The sequence below is a fragment of the Legionella sp. D16C41 genome, from assembly GCF_048541585.1.
Taxonomy (GTDB): Bacteria; Pseudomonadota; Gammaproteobacteria; order Legionellales; family Legionellaceae; genus Legionella_C.
In genome coordinates, this window is record NZ_CP183303.1 from 644848 (window position 1) to 669712 (window position 24865).

Consider the following 24865-nt stretch of genomic DNA (forward strand, 5'->3'; position numbering starts at 1 on the left):
AAAAATTTATAAATATGCATAATGTACAAATTTAAAACGTATTTATTAAACGATTATTACAGTAATAAAATTAAGGTAAGACTGTTTTTTTAAGGGGAATTGAAGTTACTAACTATTATTGTAGTAATTTTTAAACTATTGTTACTAGCAAATAAGCGGGCTTTTTACTATATAATCAAACACTTATAAATATTTATTTTTTAATATTTAATAAAGCCTAGTTTTTTCTAAGTTGTTTATCTGTGTTGTACATCTAATAGACTAGTTTTTGTAGTCGCAAATTTTAAATTCTTTGCTCTCTGAGCGTTTAATTATTTTACAATTTTATAAATCGTAAAGATTTATGAAATTTTTATCAAGTCAGATTAATACTGACTTAATTTTTTTTTTATATACTGGACCGGCTTTAAACCAAAAGCTCTATACCTAGTCAGAATTATAATAAGAGGTAGACTTTTATGACTAATAAGAAGATAGAAAGGACAATAGAGCAGGATGCTAAGAACCCAATAATAATAAACCAAACTCCCGTGGCTGCTACAGTAGCTAACAAAAGCCCCTTTGTAAGTCCAATGGATGCTGTAAAGCAAAGACTATCAGGCTCGTTAGCAACTTCAGTAGGAAGTAGTAATTCAAGCTTTACAGCAAGAGTTAAATCCTTTTTTGTTCAAAATGAATATGGCAAAGCACTTACTACTGCAGGTGTGACTAGCTTTAGCGTAGCAACAGTGATGTATGCATTTGAATTGCGTCAAGCTGAGAAACAATTAGGGATAGCTGTGTCATTGATGAATCCAGCTACTATGAACTATAGAGCGCTGAATATTATTTTTCGTGGCTATGTAAAAGCTAACCAAGGTAGCTTAATGAAAAATGCAGCCATTACTCAGAAAGATAGCATTTCTTCAAATGTAGACTCTATGTTAGGTGAAAAAGGAAAAGAAAATAAGCCAAATACTGGTAATATTAATAAATATGCAGTAACTGGCATTTCTGCTGCAGGTGTTACCTTACTTGACATGGGCTTTACCCATTATCTTGCTAATGTGCGTGCACTTCTTGCAGCTCAGAAGGATTATCCCTTGCTATCGGTAGCAGATAGATTTAAGTTATACAAAGGCAATATAGCACCTTTTGGTACTAAAAGTTATCTGCCATCACTAGCTTCTGTAGCATCTAAAGCTGTAAAAGAGTCGATAACAGAAAAAGCTAGATTCGCTAAAAGTGGCGTAGCACTTCGTGGTTCTAGGAATTATTTATCGTCATTAGCTTGCATCGGTACAACAACAGTATTAAGTGATTGGATTAATCCTTATATATCGCGAGATGCTCATCCTTTTATGCATAATGCAGCTACTTCTATTATTGCAGGTACTGTCATTGCGCCTCCTTCCAATGTGTTTGATGTGTTGTATCGACGGCAGGTAGTACAGTTTGATTTTAAAACATTTACAGCGCCTAAAATTCGGGATGTATTAATAAGCACTGTAAAGAAAGAAGGTCCAAAGGCACTGTTTTGCGGAACAGGATGGGGTGCTTTTAATGGAATATTGGCTTTTACTACCATCAATTATATTTCAGATCTTTTGGAAAACTATGTTTTTAGTACAGAAAAAGCTAAGCAACCGCAGGTTAGTCAGGCGCGTAATGGATTTTTTAATCAGGCCGCAAAACCGCAACAGCGCCCAGAAGTAGATATGAAGGCCGTTGCGACGGTAGAGCCACAGCAGCAAGAATCACCTACGCCAAAAGTATAAGAATATAATTTATAAACTTAGAAGGAATACTAGGAAGTATCTTTCTAAGTTTGTAAAAATTCTATTAAAACAATTTTTGCATAAAAAAACTTTACATCCGCGGACTTGGCAATTGTCCTATTTCTTTTTCTTCGCCAATCACTTTACTTTGGTTCGCTAAATAAGAAGTCACCTTTGTAACAGCTAAAGCTTGGGTCGCTATATTTGCCGTTTGCATAATATAAGGCATTGATTTTTTAACAAGTGGGACAGCAGTTGAGAAAAAGCTTTGACCAAACTTTCCAGCTAAGAAAACACGAACCATATATCACCTTTCCTTTTGTATATGAATTATTTGAAAATACAGTCTACTGCATAAATTAATGAATTTATAGAAGCTAGTGTGATATAAATTAAGTCATAATTTTTAAATTTTGTCTCAATAGGTTTATTTTTTTAAATAATTTAAAAAAAATTTTTGATGAAGTTTACAATTGTTAATTTTATAGTGCTACTCACTAAGTATAGGGCAGTGGTAAGTGAGATGAAGGAATATGTTGGTTTGTAAAAAACCTTGTATGAAGCTTAAGAAGTGGCGCTATATCTTTATCTTTTCACGTTACTTATAATACTGTGTTAAGGCTAATTTATTTAAATATTGTTTTTATGCCAATAAGTGAACCAATTGATGCCGTAATTACATGGGTAGATGGGCAAGATAAAATACATCAAAAAAAATTGGCTGAAACACTAAAAAATTTAGGCATACAGCAACGTCCAGTAGCTGCAGAGCCGACGCGTTTTAATGAATGTGGAGAGCTTAACTATTGTCTACAGTCTTTAAGTCGTTTTGCTCCCTGGCTTAGAACTATTTATATAGTAACTGATGAACAAATTCCGCCTATTGTTCAGCAGTTAGAAGATAAAATATTCATTCAAAAAATTAAAATCATTGATCATCGAGAAATTTTTGCAGGCTTTGAAGACCAATTACCTACTTTTAATAGTGTAGCAATTGAAACTGTCTTATGGCGAATTAAAGGGCTTGCTAATCGTTTTATCTATGTTAATGATGATTGTGCTCTGGTCCGACCTATGGCGCCAGAAGATTTTTTTAAAGGTAATAAAGTTGTTTTACGGGGTGAATGGAAAACACAAACTAGTAAAAAATGGCAAAATTACCTTTATAAATTGAAAGCTAGCTTATTGCATCAGCCAGTTAAATTACTAGCCTGCAGCCAACATCGAACATTGCAAGAAAATAGCGCTAAGTTAGCTGGCTGGGAAAAGCGTTTTTTTCATCTACCCCATGTTCCATTTCCCTTAAAACGCTCAACTTTTGAAAGTTTTTTTAAACAACATCCACATTTACTGATAAATAATATAAGTTATCCTTTGCGCGATCCTAAACAATACTGGCCAATTTCATTGGCTTATCATCTAGAAATCAAAAATGCTAATATTGTTTATGATAATTCTTTACAAGCTATTACTGTTAATGGCGCTTGTCACTCTTTAAAAAAAATTAAACAAAGGCTCAAACATGTAACAAAAAAGAATATTGCCTTTATTTGTATGCAAAGCATTGATTTAGCACCACCAAGCACTCAACGGTGGATGCTTAATTGGCTCAATGATAAGATAGTGAACGTCAATTAACTAAATTGTTTCTTTCTTGTAATAGTTCAGTTAAGGTTAAAAGACCTTGTGTTTTATTTGCAAAAGGCGCTAATTGTTCTTTTGCTTTTTGAAAGTAGGTGTTAATTAAATCAAGTAAATGGGATTGACTATAAAGTTTAGCAAAAGTAACTTTTTGATTAGCTAAATCAGATGCTCGATTTTTTCCAAGTTTATCAAGTGGAGCGTAACAATCTAAGTAATCATCTTGCATTTGAAACACTAAGCCTAGATAAGTAGCATAGTGACATAAAGCTATTTTTAAGGGTTCTTTGGGGCTGCCGGCTGCAATAACCATTTTAATACAAGCTAAAATAAGTTTTCCTGTCTTTAACTCATGAATAGCTCGAAGTGTTGCTTCGCTAATAGTAATGTTGGTAAGCTCTGAGAGATCAAGGCTTTGCCCACTGACCATTCCACTAGGACCGCTGGCATAAACTAATTCACGCGCAATAGTGATAACTTGGGATTCGGTTAAAAAATGAGGTAATTGGGTTAAGAGAACATCAATAGCTAACGCTTGCATGCCGTCACCTACTAAAATGGCCGTTGCTTCATCAAATTGTCGGTGGCAACTGAGTTTACCGCGGCGAAAATCATCATTATCCATGGCAGGTAAATCATCATGAATTAATGAGTAAGCATGAGTAAGTTCTACTGCTGCGGCGATAACATCTAGACAGGGTAAAGTAATATCTAATGCTTCACCGGTTAAATATACTAAAATAGGTCGAATACGTTTTCCGCCAGGAAATAGGGCATAGTGTATTGCTTCTTTGATACGCTCTGCAGGAATTTCTACTTGTGTAATAGTTTCTTTAAGAAAATTTTCATGACGGCTATGATAATACTTTAATTGTTCATCAATCATTACATAATCCAGCCGGATCTATAGAATTTAAACGCAGTATTTCTATTTTCTGTTCCGCTTGTGTTAAGTCTGTCTGGCATTTACGGGCAAGATTAATTCCTTTTTCATAATACTTTAATGCATCTTCTAAAGTTAAATCGCCTTGCTCAAGCTTTTTAACAATGTCATCAAGTTCGAGAAGTGATTTTTCAAACTGAATAGCTTTAGCCATAACCATCCCGTTTTAAAATATAAAAATGACAAGTATACCTAAGATAGAAGGAAATGCTATGTTTTAGTGAAATTTAGCTTTTGTGAAGAGATGTTATCTATCTCTTATTAAATAAAAGGATTGCTCCTATAAATAATTAATATTTTATACGCGTATATCTAAAAATTTAATTTAAAAACCTTTATCATATTTATTATTTAATAATTCATTATCAGACTTATTAGCATCATTAAAAAAACTATTATTAGTTAATGGCGATTGATTATTAATTTTTACGTTATTATTTAAGTTTGAATCCTTAATTTCTGTAAAGCTTTCTATAATAGTGAATTGCTCCATTTCAGAGTCTGAATTAATAAGTTTTTGAAGTTGTCCATCAGCATCTAATCTTTTTAAATCACTAACAGTTAATAAGCCTTCTAAAATTAATCCCTTTAACTTAGTATTATTATTGATGATTTGTACTAATCCTAACTCATATAACTCTTTAAATTCTTGCAAAGTTAGACGGCTTCGCTCTATTAGATTGATTATTGCAAAATCTATAACAGCAATAAACTCTTCATCAGTAAGGCTAACGAGCTCTTTTAACGAAATTTTATTTAAGTCAATATAGTGCATTAGATGACTTGCTCGTCTAAAGAGAATAAGTTTTTCCTCTTCTGAAAATTCTTTAAAATCGAATTTTTGTTTATTGAGTACTGTATTTAATTCTGCTTGCTCGCTAAGTGTTAAAGGGATTAGGGCAGCAGCTTTAGGAACAAATAATGATTTACCCTCGCTTACTAATTGAAGATATTGTCCGTGCTTTTCAAACTTAATATTATCTAAAGAGCCTATAGGTAGGTTAAGATACTGTGCCATCATAATAGCTACTTGTTTTTCTGGTGAACTCTCCTGCTCAATTAAGTGGCGGAATTTTTCTATAAATTCAATCATCTCGCTATAAACTGAGGGTTTAGGGAAGGAATGAATATCTATACTTAAAGCTTCCCATTTTTGTTTATTTAAAACCATATCTATCATAAGCAACCAGGTCGTTTCGACAAACATAGAAGCAGTAAATAAGCCCATAGGCCTATCTTCGCTATAAACTTTGGCATTTAATAACCTAGCAAAACACTCAGTTAGTGCTTTGGGATCAGTTGCATCACGATACGTTTGTGTTTCTTGGAGAAAAATTCCAACTTCCATATCTAAAGTATCCCATATTTCTTTTGACCATTTTCTATTTGTTTTTTCACGTATCACGTCTATAGAATGAAGTAAGGCATCATAAACTGGATTAGGAATAGTGGAAATTAGTCTTCTATGTAACTCATCATGTAATGCTAAATAAAAAGAGCGAGCTTCTACCTGATGAAAGGAAGTTTCATCTTTAACATCTGGATAAGATATAGAAGCATAACGCCCATATCTTCTAATAGAATTTTCAATGTCATTGATATCAAATATGCCTGTACTTGGGAAAAGGTTTTTGGCATGTTTACCGTAAATAGCTTTTGTTAAGGCATCTCTTGCGCCAACACTAAATACGGTTATAGTTTCATATTCTTCTTCTTGTTGCTCATTAAGGTCTATATAAGGTAAATAGCCTCTATCTATAAGTAAGTTAAGGCTTCTATTTATTACTTTAAGTTGCAGAGCTAACCCTAAAAGCCCATCGATTTTTGGGTTTTCTAATAATGATTTGCGAGGAATTTTAATCAAAAAATAGTATTCTTTTGATTGCGGATTTTCTTTTAGGATGTCTAAAAATCTAGTTTGTTCTTCAGTAGACGCAAAATGAGGCAATATATCTAAAGCGCTTTGGTTAAACTGTTATTTTCATCTAAAAAACTAAAACTTTGCACGTTATTTTTAGTTAATTCTAAAGCTGCAAAACCTAGTTTCATTTCTCTAAATTCGCAAATACTACTCATCTGCTCGCGAGTTAATTTGCCTTTTGAAAAAGCAAAACCTGCTGATTTAACAAATAAATCTAAATCTAGTTGTAAATTATCACCTACAAAACATTGTCTTAAAATTTCTTCATAGGAATAATTTTCTGCTAGTTTAGACAGTAATTCTGTCGCTTTAGCCTCTTCTATAGCGGTAGAGGTAGGTAGATTTTGCCTAAAGAAATCTTTTACATCATCAACCTTAGATACAAGTATATCATCAGCTTCAGATAAAAGTGATTTTGCATGCGTAGATGGAACTGACATAGAAAACTCTAATTAACTCTATATAATTACAATTTAACTAAATTTTAAATTATTTGCAAATTTTTTAAACAAAAATTGATTATAAAGTTAAGAAAACTTTTGAGTTATAGGGAAAAAGGTAAGCTCATTAAATGTCAAAAATGATTTAGGCTATTATGATAATTGAGGTTTAACAGCAAATTAGTTTTAATTTAAAAAAAGAAAACTAATCAACATGATATTCAAGCCAAATTGGCATTACCTTATCTAAGTAATTACTAAATTTCCATAAACCAACTTGTGTTTCAACTATGCCAAGTGGATCTGATTTTAATTCAGGATAAGCAATACCTAAACCAAAAAGCCCGGGTGCTAAGATGCCTATGTGAGTATCATAAGGAAGATAGGTTAGATTGTTAATGGTGATGTTATTGCGGCGCTCAAAGCCTACGGCGTAAATGACTTGGTCACAGGAAGCAAGGTAGGGATGAATGTCAGTTTCTAATATATTATAGCGAACTAAATTGGCGGGTATTGTGCCATCAATATGTTCCCGAACCCAAATGGCCGTATCACCTTTAAGCCCAGTGTTATCAAATAAAATCCAATCGCCCATATCAATGGCATAACGACAAGGGGAGCGATAGAAATTAATAACCTTTTTAGCACCAAGTTCAATAAGATTCCGTATAATAATGAACGCGGAATGTGAAGAACCAAAGACGCCATAAGTAATTTTTAAATCAATTACTTGACTTAATTTTTGTTTATCAATAGCAATTTCTAAAGGAAGGCTACTGATATCAGGATAATTTAGGCTTGAAGGAATTGAGCCTGTGGCTAAAATAACTTGGCTAGCAATAAATTTTTGAGAATCTGCTGATAAGATCCAGCGTTTATCATCCATTATAGCGCTTTTAATAGTGGCTATTTTACTAACAACTTTATTACAAAGATGTTTACTAACCCATTTCAGAGGATCTACAATTTCACTTAATATACAAGTATTGTGTTTAGGTAAATGAACTAAGTTAAATTGATCTGCTATAACATGATAATTAAAGGCAGTTGTTGCATAAAGAAACCGTGTAAACTTATCAACAGTCGTATTACTAGGCACATTAGCCCAAAGCCTGCCTAGATCACCTACCTTAAAATAAGGGTCAACCCATAAAATGGTTTCTGGCTCAACACCTGAATCTATTAATTTACCAACTGCTGCAATACCGGCAGGGCCTGCACCAACTACGGCCCATTTAAAAGTTTGGATAGTCATTTGCAACTTTACTAAAGGTAAGTGTAGTATTCTTAAAATTTTAGAATTTACATAGTATTTTCACAAGTAGGTAGTATTATATTTTTTATGAAAACTAAAATCCGTTTTATATGTAGTCAATGTGCTTGTACGTTTGCGCAGTGGGCTGGACATTGTACGCAATGTGGCGCTTGGAACTCTATTGTTGAAGAAAATATTATTAAAGTTGAAAAAAGTCCTCGCTTTAATAATTATGCTAATCAACGCTCTGCTATTACCTCCATAGAAGATGTCACCATTGATCATGAAGTACGTATGGACTGTGATTTATCTGAACTTAATCGCGTTTTAGGCGGAGGTCTTGTTGAGGGTTCAGTAGTGCTTATTGGCGGTGATCCAGGTATAGGGAAATCAACGTTATTGCTACAAACGCTCGCTAATTTATCTAAACAGCAAAAAACACTCTATGTAACAGGTGAGGAGTCTTTACAGCAAGTGGCTATGCGTGCTAAGCGACTACAATTACCAACAGCAAACCTTCGTTTACTAGCTGAGACACAAGTTGAAACTATTATTAATCATGCTCAAAAAGAAATGCCAAAAATTATGGTTATTGATTCCATTCAAACTATTTTTACTGAAGCTATTAGCTCAGCACCAGGTGGTGTAGGGCAAGTAAGAGAGTCAGCAGCACAATTAGTGCGCTTTGCTAAAATGACGCAAACGGCTGTTTTTTTAGTTGGTCATGTGACTAAAGAAGGGGCTATTGCAGGCCCCCGAGTTTTAGAGCATATGGTTGATAGTGTTTTATATTTTGAGGGCCAAAGTGATAGTCGTTTTAGGGTAATAAGAGCAATAAAAAACCGTTTTGGTGCTGTCAATGAATTAGGTATTTTTGCTATGACCGATCGAGGGTTAAAAGAGGTCGCTAATCCTTCTGCTATTTTTTTATCTAAACAGCCTGATCCTACGCCTGGAAGTGCGGTTATGGTTACCTGGGAAGGCTCAAGGCCTATGTTAGTTGAAGTACAAGCCTTAGTTGATGAAGCACATGGGCAGCAACCAAAACGCGTCACTGCAGGACTCGAGCACAATCGTCTAGCAATTTTATTGGCTGTATTACATAGGCATGGCGGTATAGCTACTTTTGATCAAGATGTATTTATTAACGTGGTTGGCGGGGTCAAAGTTACTGAGACAGGAAGTGATTTAGCCTTGTTAGCCGCTGTTGTTTCAAGTTTACGTAATCGTGTTTTTGATCCAGAAACCATTATTTTTGGTGAAATTGGTCTAGCTGGCGAAATTAGGCCTGTACAAAGTGGCCAAGAGCGATTACGAGAAGCTGCAAAACACGGTTTTAAACGTGCCATTATTCCTTTTGCCAATGCCCCGAAATCAAAACAGGGTTTTCCGATTGAAATTGAAGCTGTTAAGCATCTACAAGAAGTACTTATTAAATTTTAGACTTTTTTCAAACTAACCATGCATAGTTAACCGTTTCGAAAAAAGTCTTTTTAAGATAAATAGAATTCTAATGTTGGTCAAAATAGTCGGAATGCACGCCATAGATAGAACAGTTAAGTGTCTTATCAGATTGCTGTTCCCAGACAGGTTTATCTAAAACTGTATTGGCATCGCAATAACCCGCATCCATCCGTAGTTTTATTACCGCTTCTATAAAATTATAATCTTTAAAAGAATGAGAGTAGGGCGTTGCATGATGAATAATATGCACAACACTAAGTCGCTTACGGTGACCTAATTTTAAGATTTTTTGTACTTCTGGATCTTCTTTCGCTTTTGGAGGTAATTTTTCTCCTAAAAATTGAATGGCTGCTTGTAAATTTTGTTTAACAGTATAAACATTTGTTAAGCGCTTAGAGTGACTAGCGTAACGAATATCCTTTTGCCTCTCATCAATTTGATCCATGGTGGTTGGTAGGCGGCCTTGTAAGCTAAAACAATCTACTACAAAGCATAATGTATCGAGTTGTGGTAGGGCATCTAAGACTGTAACGAGAGGTGTATTGGCATAAATTCCACCGTCCCAATAATAATCTTCACCAATTTTTATAGCCGGAAAGCCAGGCGGAAGCGCACCACTAGCCATAACATGTTCTGGTGTAATATGGTTTTTTTGACTATTAAAAAATACCATCTGGCCGGAAGTAATATTTACAGCCCCAAGACATAAAGTGATTTTCTTATTTTCGTTAATACGATCAAAATCAATATGCTGCTCAAGTGTAGTGCGCAAATCAGTTGTATCATAATAACTTAATTTATCAGGTGGATGCTCTACTAAAGGGTTTGGTGGAAAAAGGCGTGGTTTAAAAAAGCCATCTAGACCAAATACAAGAGAATACATAGCACCTATATGGTTATGCATATGATGCATAAACTCGTCTCTATTAAAGTCAAAACAATTATCTATCAATAACTTAGGCGTTATAGTTTTCCAAAAACTATCTAACTTATCAAGCTGTTCTTCTGGTGCATTTCCCGCAATAATAGCGGAGTTTATTGCACCTATAGAGACACCAGAAAAATAATTTGGTAGATACCCTCGCTCCCGAATTGCTCGATAAGCACCAACTTGATAAGCACCTAGCGCGCCACCGCCTTGAAAGACGCAAGCAATTCTGTCGTAATGCTGTTTCCCGGGCCGTACCTTAGCGGGTTGATTAATATAACTAATTGCTTCTTTATGATGTTTACTTTTTTCTTTTTTTGGCCTGCTCATCTCATCATATCCCTGAAGCGTTATTTTCTATTTATTATATACCCTTAATTAACATAATGTGGCAACTTTTAAAATTTGAAGTGCATGGATTAGTGGTAATAGTGGTAAGCCTTGAATAGTACTATCATGACCTTTTACAGTTTTAAATAGCCATTTGGCTTGACTCTCATAATTATAAGCACCGCAGCTTTGATAAGGTTTATCAGTTTGTAAATAAGCTTCTATTGTTTGATTACTTAGGTTTTTCATCGTTAATGAAGCTATGTCTTGTTCTTCCCAAAGCAGCATATCTGCTTTAGCAATGCAAAAGGCAGCAATTTGTTGATGCGTTTTACCGCTTAATTGTTGCAAATGGCGGGTCGCTATTTCATGACTTCCTGGTTTATCAAAATACTGATTGTCCAAAACGCATATTTGATCAGCTGCAATAATAAAAAAATCTGGATAAAGTCTACTAACTATTAATGCTTTATCTGCAGCTAGAGCCCGTGCTAATTCTATTGGCGTAGAGTGTTTTAATTGTTGTTTAAGTACGTTTTCATTGCTATTTGAGGGAACTACTTTAAAATTTAAACCTACGGAATAAAGAAGTTTTTGTCTGATTTCGGAACCAGAGGCTAAGATTAAAGGTTTTTGTATAAAAAGGTTAGACATAAATAGCAACCGATGCCATTAAAAGGAAACCAATAATTACAAAACTAAAATCCCCTAAATTACAGCAGCGCTCAACCATGACACATTTTTCAAGCCCATGTAAAGTACCTAAATAAAGAAAGGTACCTGCAGATGCAGCAATTAAAATTGGATCAAATAAAGAATGTGTCTCAACGCCCTGCCCAAAATACCAACCGATAAAAATACCTATCGGTGTCATTAAGCTAAAACTTAAAAAGAAAATTAACCGCTTAGTCATACTAAGCGAACTCTTATTTAATTGAATAGAAATAGCAAAGCTTTCAGCCCATTTATGAGTAATAATGGCTAAAAAAAGCATGATTATTAAAGAGTTACTTGAATTTAAGCCAAGGGCGGCTCCAAGCATTAAAGAATGGATTGATAACATAGCCCAAGCAAGAATAGCAAAAGCGGGGTGATTAGCTTCGTGATGATGATAAAGTTCTTTTCCTAAATGCTCAAACCATAAAAAAAATAAAAAAACAATACCGGTAATAATATAGGCGAAAGGATAATGATAACCAAACTCATTAAATAAATGATTAGCATCAGGAAGCATGTGCAGTAGACCTGCACCTAAAAAGATACCGGTAGCTAAGGTCTCACCAATTGGAAAATCAAGGTGTTCTTCATCACCTTGGCGAAAACGTTTTTTAAAAGGATACCATCCTGCTAAAAGAATAACGGCGACGATTGCTAAACCAAAAATTAATTTTAAACTAGTAGCAATTGTCATTTTTATCTCTCATTAAAACTTAAATTTATATCAGGCTTTATAATATATTTATTCAACTTAAAAATACGGAATTTTCGTTATTACTTTTTAGCACTATTTAATTTAAAAAAATTCGTAATAGTGATTGATACGAATCTTCTTTTTAATCTCAATAAACCTAAAAATCAAGCTACGAAAAACCCATTGCTTTCAAGCCGAATGAGTATAGAAGTAAGGCTAGCTGTTGGCAATAATTTTATCTTCGTAAAATAAATAAACTTTCTTTATAAATGGTTGTTGTGCTATTTCTTTTTTAATAAATAAAGCAAGTTCTTTTAATTGCTCATCTGAACAATGATGCACTAAATCAATACGCATTTTTCCATCTAAGTAATGTAGTGTCCAATAACGAATATTAGGAAATTGCTGCTTCCAATGGGTTAGTAAGCTATTTTCTAATGTTTTGCGATTAGGAAGATTCAACGAAGGGCAGCTTACTTCATCATCTTCAGGATCAACATGGACAATAACATCATTTACACGCTGAAATTGCTTCATTAATAAATGATGAACATGTTGAGCAATATAATGTCCCTCCGAAACAGAAATAAAGGGTGCAACTAGAATATGAACATCAATTAAAATATCACCACCCATCATGCGGCTACGTAATTGATGAATACGCTGTACGCCATCAACTTGCTCAATAATTTTTCTAATTTTGTTAAGTACTTCAGGCTCTACTGCAGTATCTACTAATTCTTTAACGCTATTCCAGCCATAAGATAAACCCATCTTAATAATCATTAAACCAACAATGACAGCAGCTACCGCATCTAAATAGGGGAAACCTAGAAAACTACCACCAATACCAATAGTTACCACCAGTGAAGAAGCAGCATCGGAGCGATGATGCCAAGCATTAGCAATAATAAGTGCTGATTGTATTTTCTTGCCTATATATTGGGTGTAATGAAACAGAAGCTCATTAAAGACGACTGAAGATAAAGCAATAAAAAAAGTTATCGTAGCAGGTATAGTATGCGTACCTCGGAGTAATTCATCAATGGCATCCCAGGCAATACCAAAGCCTGTAAGAATCAATAATAAAGCCAGTAACAACGTTGCGGCTGTTTCGATACGTTGATGACCATATGGATGTGAGCTGTCGGCACTTTGGCTTCCAAATTTAGAAGCGAAAATGACCATAATGTCAGTAATTAAATCAGAAAAAGAATGCAAGCCATCAGCAACTAAAGCATGTGAATGATACAAAAGTCCACCAATTAATTTAATTAATCCAAGTAAGGCATTAATTCCTGCACCAATTAAGGTTATTTTTTTAGCTTGTTGATATCGATCTGACATTGCTTTCTTTCTTAAAGAAAAGAGGCCACGATTGTATCAAACAATTATAGTTTTATCTTTAGCCAATTTATATACCAGAATTTTTATTGTTGTCTAAAATTACTGATTTATTTTTAGCCCGAGCTATAACTAAGTTTGTTAATGGCTTTTCCTTTTTTAGGTAGTCCTAACAATATTTCTCTTAATAATTCTCTTTTAATCATTCGGTATAACCGATTAATTAATGCGAGAGGACTTAAAATACTATATGATATCGTCAATTTTTAGCAGGCATGGTTCATCATGCCTCAAACGTAAGCGGCTTTGTAAGCAAAGTTTTATTTAATTTAAAGCGGTATACTGCATTTTGTAGACAATGAAGATTAGGCTTCTTTCCAAACTGTTAGTGACGCGATAAGGTCAAATGAAAAAGGCGCTGAAAAAGCACAGTGTACATAAAGTACATGAGCATTTTGAAATGCTTTTTTCATTTGAGATTAGCCCTCAATGGCAGTTTCGAAAGAAGTCTATTGTGTAAGTTAGGAATTATAACTTGAATGCAGGGATTGTATTATAGAACAAGGAATGATTGATGAGGTATAAGGACGTAGCAGTCAAAGAATTAACTCCATGGTTTACAAAAATAAAGTTATCTAAGCGGGCTAGTATATGTAATTATTTTCGCAGTTTTATTGTTAGCTTATTGATTTTCAGTCAAGTTTTTCAAATAGTAGCCGCCGCTGTTGTACCTGCCTTGCCTAAGTTATCGTCCTCTACTCCTCTATCATCATTGCCTAGTAACTCATCTTTGGAGCCTGGGATAAATGGAAGCCCTGTTGCGCCTTTGACGAATTATACTGAGACAAGAATACTCAACAATTTATCGCTAACTAGCCAGCAACTTGGGCTTAGCAGTCGACTTAATTGGGGTATAACATATAGTGATTTAACAGGTACATTTTTTAATGCACAGTATGTGCTACCTCTAAGTGAAAACTTAGTGTTTGGCGCTCTAGGGGAATATGGCTCCAAGCAATACCGAATTAACGGCACATTGGGTTATAGCCTCTCGCCGTTAGCTCAAGTTAAATTCACCGCTGAGCGTTTTGATCAGCGCTTACCTTTTCAATTTGATTCAGGAAATATTAAATCGCAAGTACACCAAGATGCCTATGGGGTACGCTTCCAGCAGCTATTTAACTTGCCATTTGTACAAGGAATTAATGCTGGTGGATATTATGCCAAAGCAGATAATAAGCATTTAAGTTCAAAGATTTTTATGTCCAATGGTCAAAATTGTGAAGGTTTTGCAGCAGGATTGTTATGCATCAATTATCGCAATATTGCTGGTGCAACCAGCCAGGGACTAGATGCTGGAATTGATTTCTTATTAACGCCTTCAACTTTGGTCAGTGGAAATGTTTATTATGATGAAGTGCGTTATAACACAATTTTTAAGTCTAATTCCCGTGAAGACCGTGATGGTTTAGGTGCTGGTATTAAAGTTGATCAGTTGCTTGATGAACGCTTTAAAGTAAGAGGCGAGGCAACAGCACGAGAGATTTATGACAAGTATCTAGTAGAGGTCAGTTGGCTGCCGAATTGGCAAAGATTAGGTATGGAATTGTCGCTAATTGGCCAATATATCACATCACACAATGCTACCCCAAACAACAGCAGTGTTAGCTTACAGATAAACTTATTGGCAGATGGCAGCAAACTTTATGATGAAAGGTATCTTTGGGGCGGAAAACGTTTAAATGATATTACCCAATGGGTACAAACGCCTGCAGTAAAGATGGATCAAGTATTAGCAATTGCTGAACAAATCACTAAATTATTAGCTCCAAGTATTATTGGCCTGACGCCCAATAGCGGGCCTTTTGCTGGTGGTAATCTAGTTACTATTACTGGTAGTAATTTTGCCCAAGGTTTATTAGTATTTTTTGGCGGACAATTAGCAACAAATATTGAAGTACTATCGCCGACAAGGGTAAAAGTTATTGTACCTCCTGTCTCGTTAACGGCTCGCTTAAAAGTAGCTGCTGTTTCAGATGAATTGGTGGATGTAGTTGTTCAAAACCCTAATGGTCAACAGGCTTCTTTTCTTAATGGATACACTTATATTGATGATGCCTTGCCTACAATTAAAAGCTTTACTCCAGCCCGAGGTAAAAAGGAAGGAGGCCTCAAAATTACTATTACCGGCGCTCATCTAAAACACACACAAAATGTACTATTTGGGGGTGTTGCAGCAAGCAATGTGACCGTGATAAATGATTCAACAATCACTGCTATAACACCAGCAGGTAATACTGGCGCAGTAGATGTAGTGGTGACAACATTAGATGGAAATGCGGTATTTAACAAAGGATATACATACATTTCAACCATTAGCGCACCGCTCATTATCACACCTGTAAATGGTGCAATATTTCGGGCAACTTTATTGCAAAAGCCACCAATTAGTGGAACCGGTGAAGCAGGTACCACTGTGATAGTTCGAGATAGTAATAATACAATTTTAGGAAAGACTAAGGTCGAAGATAATGGGAATTGGACTATTACACCAAATTTGACAGTTGGAACTTATACTATCCGTGCCACCCAGGCAAATGCAGAGGATGAGTCGGTGCCTTCTGTCCCTATTTTATTTACTGTTACAGACACTATTGCGCCTGCCGCACCAGTAATTACCGCACCAACCAATGGGTCTACTACCAATGATCCAACGCCAACAATTAGTGGCACTGGCGAGTCTGGCGCAACAGTGACAGTGACAGAGGGTACCAGTACAGTTTTAGGCACAGCGCTTGTTGATTCAGGGGGCACTTGGGCGTTAACACCAATCACATCGTTGACAGATGGTATACATACCATTCAAGCAACACAAACGGATGTAGCAGGCAGTACTTCACCTCCCTCCGCGCCAGTGACCTTTACAGTTGACACTGTTGCGCCTGCTGCACCGGTGATCACCTCACCAACCAATGGGTCTACCACCAATGATCCAACGCCAACAATTAGTGGCACCGGCGAGTCTGGCGCAACAGTGACAGTGAGATTATTACCAAGCAGTACCATTTTAGGCACAGCGCTTGTTAGCCCAGGGGGTACTTGGGCATTAACACCAACCACCCCGCTGGCAGATGGGGTACACCGTATTCAAGCAACCCAAACGGATGCAGCAGGCAATACCTCACCGGCATCTACCCCAGTGAGCTTTACAGTTGACACTACTGCGCCTGCTGCACCGGTGATCACCGCACCAACCAATGGGTCTACCACCAATGATCCAACACCAACAATTAGTGGCACCGGCGAGTCTGGCGCAACAGTGACAGTGAGATTATTACCAAGCAGTACCGTTTTAGGCACAGCGCTTGTTAGCCCAGGCGGTACTTGGGCGTTAACCCCAACCTCACCGCTGACAGACGGTATACATGCCATCCAAGCAACCCAAACGGATGCAGCAGGCAATACCTCACCGGCATCTACCCCAGTGAGCTTTACAGTTGACACTACTGCGCCTGCTGCACCGGTGATTACCACCCCTACAAATGGGTCTACCACCAATGATCCAACACCAACCATCAGTGGTACCGGTGAGCCTGGCGCAACAGCGAGCGTATTACAAGGCAGTACAGTTTTAGGCACAGCGCTCGTTAATCCAGGCGGTACTTGGGCGTTAACACCAGCCACACCGCTGGCAGATGGTACCTACACCATCCGAGCAACACAAACAGATGCAGCAGGCAATATCTCACCTGCATCTACCCCAGTGACCTTTACAGTTGATACAGTAGTTGCCGCACCAGTGATTACCACACCAACAAATGGCTCTATTATCAATGATCCAACACCAACAATTAGTGGTACCGGGGAGCCTGGTGCAACAGTGACAGTATTACAAGGCAGTACAGTTTTAGGCACAGCGCTCGTTAATCCAGGCGGTACTTGGGCGTTAACACTAGCCACACCGCTGGCAGATGGTACCTACACCATCCAAGCAACCCAAACGGATGCAGCAGGCAATACCTCACCGGCATCTACCCCAGTGACCTTTACAGTTGATACAGTAGTTGCCGCACCAGTGATTACCACACCAACAAATGGCTCTATTATCAATGATCCAACACCAACAATTAGTGGTACCGGGGAGCCTGGTGCAACAGTGACAGTGGTACAGGGCAATACAGTTTTAGGCACAGCACTTGTTAGTTCAGAGGGCAATTGGGCTTTAAGACCGATTATCCTGCTGGCAGACGGTATATATACCATCCGGGCAACACAAACGGATGCAGCAGGCAATACCTCACCTGCGTCTATCCCAGTTACTTTTACAATAAAAGTAACTGGTTTTATCAAACATCACCGCACCCATCACACTAACCCTGGAATTTATGTGGCAGGTGCTGGTCTTATGACAGTTGGTGTCTTTAAAGCAGAAGAACTATTTCTTTTTGGGCATGCAGAAACTAAACATACAAATGCGAAGCCTAAACATCAAAAAGTTTTAAAGAGATCTCATCTATCTAAGGCTGTTGCTTATCAAAGTAGAGAAGTGCTTCCTTATCCTCAAAAATCAACTTTTGGAGAAGCAGTGGTATTTGCTCTCCTCAATGGCAAACCAGGTAGTGTAGGAGCAATATACTTTGAGCCACTGGGATAAGATATTTCTATAGGCTTCAATTTATTGGATAGCATGTCAATTAGATGACTAAAAAGCATAGCATAGAAATACTAGTAATAGTTAACAATAAACTATAGAAACTAGTTGATAAGATCTCAACCACTATTATAAGACTCGTATTTATAAGGATTTTAAGCGTCTATGCACAAGATTATCCACAGAATTTGTGGATAAGGGTAAGCGAGTAATTAAGAAGTTATCAAGCTGATAGACTATATCCAGTAAGGATTTTGCTTGTTAAATATGTTAATAAAAGAGACGCTAAGGAAAAAAAGAGAAATAGTTATCCACAAGATATTAGATTAGAAGCATGCAAAGGCTGGCTATAGTAACAGAGAAATAATTATTGTCTAGTCTTGACATGAATTTAACTTAAAATTTTGTATGTTTTAAATTTATTTAATTAGTTTAGCTATCAAATACGTAGTTACTATTGTGTGATTAATTTTACTCCCCATTAACCCTCTTCCTAGGGTCAGGGGGAGGGGGAAGTTAAACTATTAAGTGTCGGCAACTATAAAGTTATTAACTCTGTAAAAATTGTTCAAATTGGCCTAACCAGCGTTGAGCAATTAGTTTAGCTGTTTCTGGCGCGTGGGCTATTAAATGATTGCTGCAGCGAGCTACCTCGGGTAAAAGGACATTATCTCTGGAAAGATTTGCAACTTTAAACTGGCGATAGCCAGTTTGTCTTGTTCCTAAAAATTCTCCTGCCCCTCGAAGCTGTAAATCTTTTTCAGCAATAATAAAACCATCTGAGGTGGTGCGCATGGTTTGTAAGCGTTCGGTACCTAGTTCTGAAAGAGGTGATTGATAGAGTAATAAGCAATATGATTGATTATTACCTCGGCCTACTCGGCCTCTTAATTGATGAAGTTGCGAGAGTCCTAAACGTTCTGCATTTTCAATAATCATAAGGCTAGCGTTAGGAACATCTACTCCGACTTCAATGACTGTAGTCGCGACAAGTAAATCTAACTCTCTAGTTTTGAATGCACACATAATAGCTTCTTTTTCAAGCGCTTTCATTTTTCCATGTACTAAACCTACACGGATATTAGGTAATTGTTCTTGCAATGTTTTAGCAGTTAAACTGGCAGCGGTACATTGTAATTTCTCAGATTCTTCAATGAGTGTACAAACCCAATAAGCTTGCATTCCTTTAGCAATGGCAGTTTGAAGTCGCTCTATAATAAGCTCCCGCTTAGCTTGATTGATAACGGCAGTATGAACAGGAACCCGGCCTGGAGGTAGAGTATCAATAATAGAAATATCTAAATGAGCAAATTGGGTCATCGCTAAAGTACGTGGAATAGGCGTTGCAGTCATTAATAATTGATGAGGCATTAATTGTTCTTGTTGGCCTTTTTGTTGTAACAGTAAACGCTGTTCTACGCCAAAGCGATGTTGTTCATCAATAATAATTAAACCTAGTCGATTAAATTCAACCCCTTCTTGAAATAAAGCATGTGTACCGATGACAATATGACATTGATCGGTAGTTAAATGGGTTAAAATTTCTCGTTTTTCTTTTGCCCTCATTTTTCCACTTAAGCGTACACAGGAAAGCCCTAGAGGCGAAAACCATTTTTGAAAATTAATCGCATGCTGCTCACTTAATAAATCAGTCGGGACCATTAGCGCAACTTGATAGCCTTCTGAAATAGCTTGCAACGCAGCTATTGCTGCTACAGTCGTTTTTCCGCAGCCTACATCACCTTGAATTAATCTAAGCATTGGTTTATTTTTTTTTAAATCTTGTTTAATTTCCTCAGTGACACGTAGTTGAGCTTGAGTTAAGGAAAAAGGGAGTTGGTGAAGAAAGCGATTATATAAAGATTCATCTAATGTAAAAGGAGGCGCATAGAATTGACTGCGGTAAAGCCTTGCAAATTGCATGCTTAAACGTTGCGCAAGTAACTCATCAAAGCTCATTCTTTGTAGCGCAGGATGAGTACCCTCTTCAAGTGTGTTCATTGTTGTATCAGGTGGTGGATTATGAACGAAGTTGATGGCTTGTGCTAGAGAAGGAAAATTATAGCCTTTTAATTGATTATCAGTTAGCCACTCTAGTTCTGTTAATGCAGATTGATAATTAGTTAAAGTCATTTTAATTAATTGGCGAATACGACTTTGGGTTAGGCCTTCCGTAGTTGGATAAATGGGAGTTAAGGTTTCATCGACTGTAATATCTTGCTCATTTTCTAAAATTCGATATTCTGGATGAATCATTTCAAATTGATTAGCAAATTCGCGTACTTCACCAAAAGCACGTAACCAAGTGTTGGTTTTAAGTGTCGCTATTTGTTGTTTATTAAAATGAAAAAAACGCAACCGTAAAATAGCACTTGTTTTATCTTGTACGTAACAATAAAGCATCATGCGCTTGCCGTATTTAATTTCTATTTTGCAAATTTGTCCTACAATGACACAATATTCATTTGGACGTAAATCTTGGATAGGTGTAATCCGTGTTCTGTCTTGATAACGGTAAGGAAGATGAAATAGAAGATCACCAACTGTTTTAATACCGCATCGGCTAAGTTTCTCAGCTAAAGCAGGCCCAATACCCGGTAATGTTTCACAAGATTGTAACAGCACGGTATGATAAATAAGTTAAAAGAAGAATAATAGCAGGAAACTCAGCAGAGGCGCTAGATGAGAGGCTTTGCAAATAACTTACTTAACGTGAAATAGAGACGTAAGCAAGAAAAATGAGAATATTATATTCAAAGTGAGACTATAGTTATTAAAATTTTTTACCTATAGTCCTAAAAGAAGGAAGCTAAGGAATGAATCGTGTTGTAAGTTTTGCCGCTGGAATGATTTTAGTTTACCTGATTGGGTATTTGTTAATTGTTGGCCGTGGTTTAATTATTCCATTGGTTATCGCTATTTTTATCTGGCATCTGCTTAATACCATTAGTTCTTCGATAAAGCATATGCCTGTTATTGGAATACGTTTGCCTACTTGGCTTAGAATGGTACTTGCCTTATTAATAGTTGGGATTTTAATCAGTATTTTAGTTAATATTATTTCTAATAATATTATGGAGGTGGTTGATGTTGCACCGCACTATCAAGACAATTTAATGAATATTTTTAGAAGTATTGATAGTTTCTTTCAAATCAAAACATTAGCACGATTTAATAGTTTTATAAAAAATCTTAATGTACAGAACTTATTAGTTGATATTTATTCGGTATTTACTACCATTACAGGATCAACTGTTCTTATCACTTTATATGCTTTGTTTTTATTTATAGAACAACATTTTTTAAGACAAAAAATGGATGCTTTATTTACGCAAACTGACCATCGAGAGTTAGTAGATAATATAGTTAATCATATAGTCCAGGATACACAAACTTATTTAGGATTAAAAACTTTTCTAAGTTTAATTACAGCCCTTGCTAGTTGGATATTAATGAAAATTGTGGGACTTGATTTCGCTGAATTCTGGGCATTACTTATCTTTTTTCTCAATTTTATTCCTAACATAGGCGCTATTATTGGAATTATTTTCCCCTCTTTACTGGCCATCTTGCAATTTTATAATTGGCTACCATTTCTTATTATTTCTTTTGGTTTTATTTTTATTCATTTTGTAATTGGTAATCTAGTTGAGCCTAGATATTTAGGTAAATCACTTAATTTAAGTCCGTTAATAATTTTATTTTCCTTAGCATTTTGGGGGGAAATTTGGGGGATTTTAGGAATGTTCTTGGCTGTACCAATTACCGTCATGATGATGATTGTGTTTGCGCATTTTAAAGCGACGAGGCCTATAGCTATCATTTTGTCGCAAGACGGTTATGTTAAAAAAGCGTATGAAAAATTACCAGTTGAAGAGTAAAGTATAAAATTTAGCGCTTAAAATTTAGAGGATGAAGGGCTTTGACTATAGCGTATAGCGTTACTCACTAAGTTTTAGACAAGGCGCAAGTGAAGGAGGCGAAGGAGTGTACACCGAAGTACATGACTTAAGCTGTAAGAGCTTGCAACAAAGTATAAAGCTTAGTGGGTGATGCTATAGACAGTTTTTAGCTTAGACAGCAGACATCAGCAAAAGCTTTGCTTCTGGCATGAAAAAGAGCATAATAGTTGCCTTTTGATGAACGAAAAATCTAATGAAGCAGATTGTAGAACAATTACTTATTGATGTCTTAATTAAGCTTAAAGCGCAAGGTATTTTAGCAGAAGATCATAACATTGAGGTTAAGGTTGAGCGAGCAAAAGATACCAATCATGGTGATTTTGCTACTAATTTAGCATTAATGCTAGCTAAACCCTGTCAAAAACCGCCCAGACAGATGGCTGATTTAATTGTGGGCGCATTAGATCCTCATCCAGAAATTACCCGTATAGAAATAGCTGGACCAGGATTTATTAATTTCTTTCTTAATAATGATGTTTTGCAAAAAGTTATTGCCACTGTTCTAACAGAAAAGGACAATTTCGGCCGTTCTAATCTTGGCCAAAATAAAAAAATAATTCTTGAGTTTGTTTCAGCTAATCCAACTGGGCCTCTTCACGTTGGTCACGGGCGCGGTGCTGCCTTTGGTGCAACTTTAGCAAATATTTTAAGAGCAGCAGGGTTTAAGGTACATTGTGAATACTATGTTAATGATGCTGGCCGGCAGATGGATATTTTAGCTGTAAGTGTATGGCTTCGCTATCTTGAACTTGCAGGTAGCCAGTTAATATTTCCAGTTAATGGTTACCGCGGTGATTATGTTTGGGCTATTGCTAAAGATTGTTTAACAATGTATAGCCAGCAATATGTTTATCCTTGGTCTGATATTACTGAAGGCTTGCCGCCTGATGAGACAGACGGTGGCGATAAAGAAATTTATATTGATGCTCTTATTGCCCGTATGAAAAGTCTACTAGGTACAGCAAGCTTTAATTTATTTCATCAGCAAGCACTAGATTCAGTACTTACTGATATTAAAAATGATTTAGATGAATTTGGTGTTCATTTTGATTGCTGGTTTTCAGAACGCTCTTTATTAGAAGGTAAAGCGCTTGAAAAGAGTATCAATGATTTAAAAGCAGCAGGACACACGTATGAAAAAGATGGGGCAGTGTGGTTTAAAGCCATTGCATTTGGTGATGAAAAAGACCGCGTATTGATTCGTGCTAATGGCCAAACTACCTATTTTGCTTCAGATGCTGCTTATCATTGGGATAAATATAATCGTGGCTTTGAACGAGTAATTGATATTTTCGGGGCTGATCATCACGGTTATGTTTCACGTATTCGAGCTGCTGTTACAGCGTTAGGTCATGACGAACGAGCCTTAGATGTTTTACTCGTTCAATTTGCGATCTTATATCGTGGTGGCGAGCGTATGCAAATGTCAACACGTAGCGGATCATTTGTGACTCTAAGAGAGTTACGTGAAGAAGTCGGTAATGATGCAGCACGTTTTTTTTATGTCATACGTAAACCTGAACAACATATGGATTTTGATTTAGATTTAGCAAAATCAAAATCCAATGAAAATCCAGTTTACTATATACAGTATGCGCATGCGCGAATATGCAGTGTTTTACGTCAATTACAAGAACGACAATATACATTAAATATAGAACAAGGATTACAATCTATTGCAGAACTGACTGAACCTCATGAAATAACTTTATTGACTTTACTAACTCGTTATCCAGAAATAATTAATTTAGCAGCGGTAAATAGCGAGCCACATCAGCTTGCTTATTATTTACGTGAATTAGCTAATGGACTACATAGCTATTACAATGCAATAATTTTATTATGTGAAAGTGAATCACTACGTAATGCTCGTATGTGTCTGCTAAGTGCAGTACGGCAAGTATTAAGAAATGGATTGCAATTATTAGGTGTTTCAACCCCTGAGAGTATGTGATGGCAAAGGATTATGTTAAAAAGGGATCAGTTAAAGAGCGTCGTAATGTTCCGAAACAATTAATAGCATTATTAGCTTCTTTTTTATGTGGCTATCTTACAGCGACTATTTTTGATTTTACCAGTTTTACAAGCTGGGTTAATAGCTATTTAGCTAATAACAACAAGGAAATAACAACTGAGAAAAAGAAAATTGCTAAACAGCCAGTTATTAAACCAAAATTTGAATTTTATACGCTATTAGCTAAGGACAATTCACCACCTATTACAATAGCGAATCGGCCTATAGTAGCAAATGCTAAGTCTCAGCAAGGCGCAGTCTCCCAAATAACACCAGGTATAGCTACTCAAGGTGCAATACAAGGAGCAAATAATAGTACACAAATACAAGCTACTGCAAAGCAAAAATTCGTGAATAATTCTTTAGCACTTCTACCTAGTCAAGCTTCTACCTTGAGTCATCAAGGTGCACCAATAGCTGATGGTAAAATTACTGCCTCTGCTACTACGCGCGCTAAAGAAGCATTTTTAATTCAAATTGCAGCCTTTAATAAACGCCAAGATGCTGAAAATTTAAAAGCAGCTTTGGTATTACGTGGCTTTGATGTGGCAATTTCACCTATTTATAAAAACAATATTAATTGGTTTCGGGTAATTGTTGGGCCTTTTCCTACTCGTGCTGAAGCTGAAAAAGCACAGGTTGCTATGACAAGGAGTGAGCATATGAAAGGTATGATTCGAAAAATTGATGTTTGAGCTAACTTATAATTTTTAAGTTTAAATTCTTTTCTCTATAAGCTACTAAGTTCTACTTTATAAATCAATTTAATTAACGATTTTTCAAAAGCTTAAGTAGCTTAAAAAG

18 protein-coding genes are annotated in these 24865 nt (G+C 36.1%); 7 read left to right on the top strand and 11 right to left on the bottom strand.

The features are described from left to right. The first annotated feature begins 458 nt into the window (after window positions 1-458). On the top strand, window positions 459-1757 hold the full coding sequence (locus tag ACNVED_RS02895) for a hypothetical protein (protein WP_419420261.1): 1299 nt from the start codon (window positions 459-461) through the stop codon (window positions 1755-1757). Window positions 1758-1848: 91 nt separating this feature from the next. Here the strand turns inward: ACNVED_RS02895 and ACNVED_RS02900 are convergent, their stop codons facing one another. Next, window positions 1849-2061, bottom strand: a complete 213-nt coding sequence (locus tag ACNVED_RS02900; RefSeq protein WP_419420262.1) for a hypothetical protein — start codon at window positions 2059-2061, stop codon at window positions 1849-1851. A gap of 341 nt (window positions 2062-2402) precedes the next feature. On the opposite strand from ACNVED_RS02900, the gene ACNVED_RS02905 reads away from it, so the two are divergent. Then, the gene (locus ACNVED_RS02905) at window positions 2403-3395 is read left to right on the top strand and encodes a Stealth CR1 domain-containing protein (protein WP_419420263.1); all 993 of its coding nucleotides are present in this window, start codon (window positions 2403-2405) and stop codon (window positions 3393-3395) included. Here ACNVED_RS02905 and ACNVED_RS02910 read toward each other — a convergent pair. From ACNVED_RS02910 to ACNVED_RS02930, 5 genes are all read right to left on the bottom strand, one after another. After that, window positions 3388-4284, bottom strand: a complete 897-nt coding sequence (locus ACNVED_RS02910) for a polyprenyl synthetase family protein (RefSeq protein WP_419420264.1) — start codon at window positions 4282-4284, stop codon at window positions 3388-3390. The genes ACNVED_RS02905 and ACNVED_RS02910 overlap by 8 nt on opposite strands. Then, the gene (locus ACNVED_RS02915; RefSeq protein ID WP_419420265.1) at window positions 4277-4495 is read right to left on the bottom strand and encodes an exodeoxyribonuclease VII small subunit; all 219 of its coding nucleotides are present in this window, start codon (window positions 4493-4495) and stop codon (window positions 4277-4279) included. Before ACNVED_RS02915 ends, ACNVED_RS02910 begins: the two co-directional genes overlap by 8 nt. A 171-nt stretch (window positions 4496-4666) precedes the next feature. Beyond that, complete coding sequence (locus tag ACNVED_RS02920) at window positions 4667-6205, bottom strand: hypothetical protein (RefSeq protein ID WP_419420266.1); 1539 nt, start codon at window positions 6203-6205, stop codon at window positions 4667-4669. Window positions 6206-6294: 89 nt separating this feature from the next. Further along, entirely contained in the window at window positions 6295-6702 is a 408-nt protein-coding gene (locus ACNVED_RS02925; RefSeq protein ID WP_419420267.1) for a hypothetical protein, read from the bottom strand. Window positions 6703-6907: 205 nt separating this feature from the next. Continuing rightward, window positions 6908-7957 (bottom strand): pyridine nucleotide-disulfide oxidoreductase, encoded by a 1050-nt coding sequence (locus ACNVED_RS02930; RefSeq protein WP_419420268.1) that lies wholly within the window; start codon window positions 7955-7957, stop codon window positions 6908-6910. Between the two features lie 87 nt (window positions 7958-8044). On the opposite strand from ACNVED_RS02930, the gene radA reads away from it, so the two are divergent. Continuing rightward, entirely contained in the window at window positions 8045-9400 is a 1356-nt protein-coding gene (radA, locus tag ACNVED_RS02935; protein ID WP_419420269.1) for a DNA repair protein RadA, read from the top strand. Window positions 9401-9467: 67 nt separating this feature from the next. Here radA and ACNVED_RS02940 read toward each other — a convergent pair whose 3' ends face one another. From ACNVED_RS02940 to ACNVED_RS02955, 4 genes are all read right to left on the bottom strand, one after another. Then, entirely contained in the window at window positions 9468-10679 is a 1212-nt protein-coding gene (locus tag ACNVED_RS02940; protein WP_419420270.1) for a patatin-like phospholipase family protein, read from the bottom strand. A gap of 48 nt (window positions 10680-10727) precedes the next feature. Beyond that, window positions 10728-11333 (bottom strand): Maf family protein, encoded by a 606-nt coding sequence (locus tag ACNVED_RS02945; protein ID WP_419420271.1) that lies wholly within the window; start codon window positions 11331-11333, stop codon window positions 10728-10730. After that, a complete protein-coding gene (locus ACNVED_RS02950) occupies window positions 11326-12090 on the bottom strand; it encodes a ZIP family metal transporter (protein WP_419420272.1) in 765 nt (254 codons plus the stop codon). The genes ACNVED_RS02945 and ACNVED_RS02950 overlap by 8 nt, the downstream gene beginning before the upstream one ends. A 216-nt stretch (window positions 12091-12306) precedes the next feature. Continuing rightward, window positions 12307-13437: a cation diffusion facilitator family transporter gene (locus tag ACNVED_RS02955; RefSeq protein WP_419420273.1), complete on the bottom strand. Its 1131-nt coding sequence runs from the start codon at window positions 13435-13437 to the stop codon at window positions 12307-12309. A gap of 571 nt (window positions 13438-14008) precedes the next feature. On the opposite strand from ACNVED_RS02955, the gene ACNVED_RS02960 reads away from it, so the two are divergent. Beyond that, entirely contained in the window at window positions 14009-18088 is a 4080-nt protein-coding gene (locus ACNVED_RS02960) for an Ig-like domain-containing protein (RefSeq protein WP_419420274.1), read from the top strand. Window positions 18089-18634: 546 nt separating this feature from the next. Here ACNVED_RS02960 and recG read toward each other — a convergent pair. Continuing rightward, a complete protein-coding gene (gene recG / locus ACNVED_RS02965; RefSeq protein WP_419420275.1) occupies window positions 18635-20710 on the bottom strand; it encodes an ATP-dependent DNA helicase RecG in 2076 nt (691 codons plus the stop codon). Between the two features lie 191 nt (window positions 20711-20901). Here recG and ACNVED_RS02970 point away from each other — a divergent pair, with 191 nt between their 5' ends. The 3 genes from ACNVED_RS02970 to ACNVED_RS02980 all read left to right on the top strand — a co-directional run bounded on the left by ACNVED_RS02970 (window position 20902) and on the right by ACNVED_RS02980 (window position 24756). After that, on the top strand, window positions 20902-21966 hold the full coding sequence (locus tag ACNVED_RS02970) for an AI-2E family transporter (RefSeq protein ID WP_419420276.1): 1065 nt from the start codon (window positions 20902-20904) through the stop codon (window positions 21964-21966). A 274-nt stretch (window positions 21967-22240) separates the two neighbouring features. Continuing rightward, window positions 22241-24001, top strand: a complete 1761-nt coding sequence (gene argS / locus ACNVED_RS02975) for an arginine--tRNA ligase (RefSeq protein ID WP_419420277.1) — start codon at window positions 22241-22243, stop codon at window positions 23999-24001. Beyond that, complete coding sequence (locus tag ACNVED_RS02980; protein WP_419420278.1) at window positions 24001-24756, top strand: SPOR domain-containing protein; 756 nt, start codon at window positions 24001-24003, stop codon at window positions 24754-24756. The genes argS and ACNVED_RS02980 overlap by 1 nt, the downstream gene beginning before the upstream one ends. Window positions 24757-24865 lie beyond the last annotated feature (109 nt).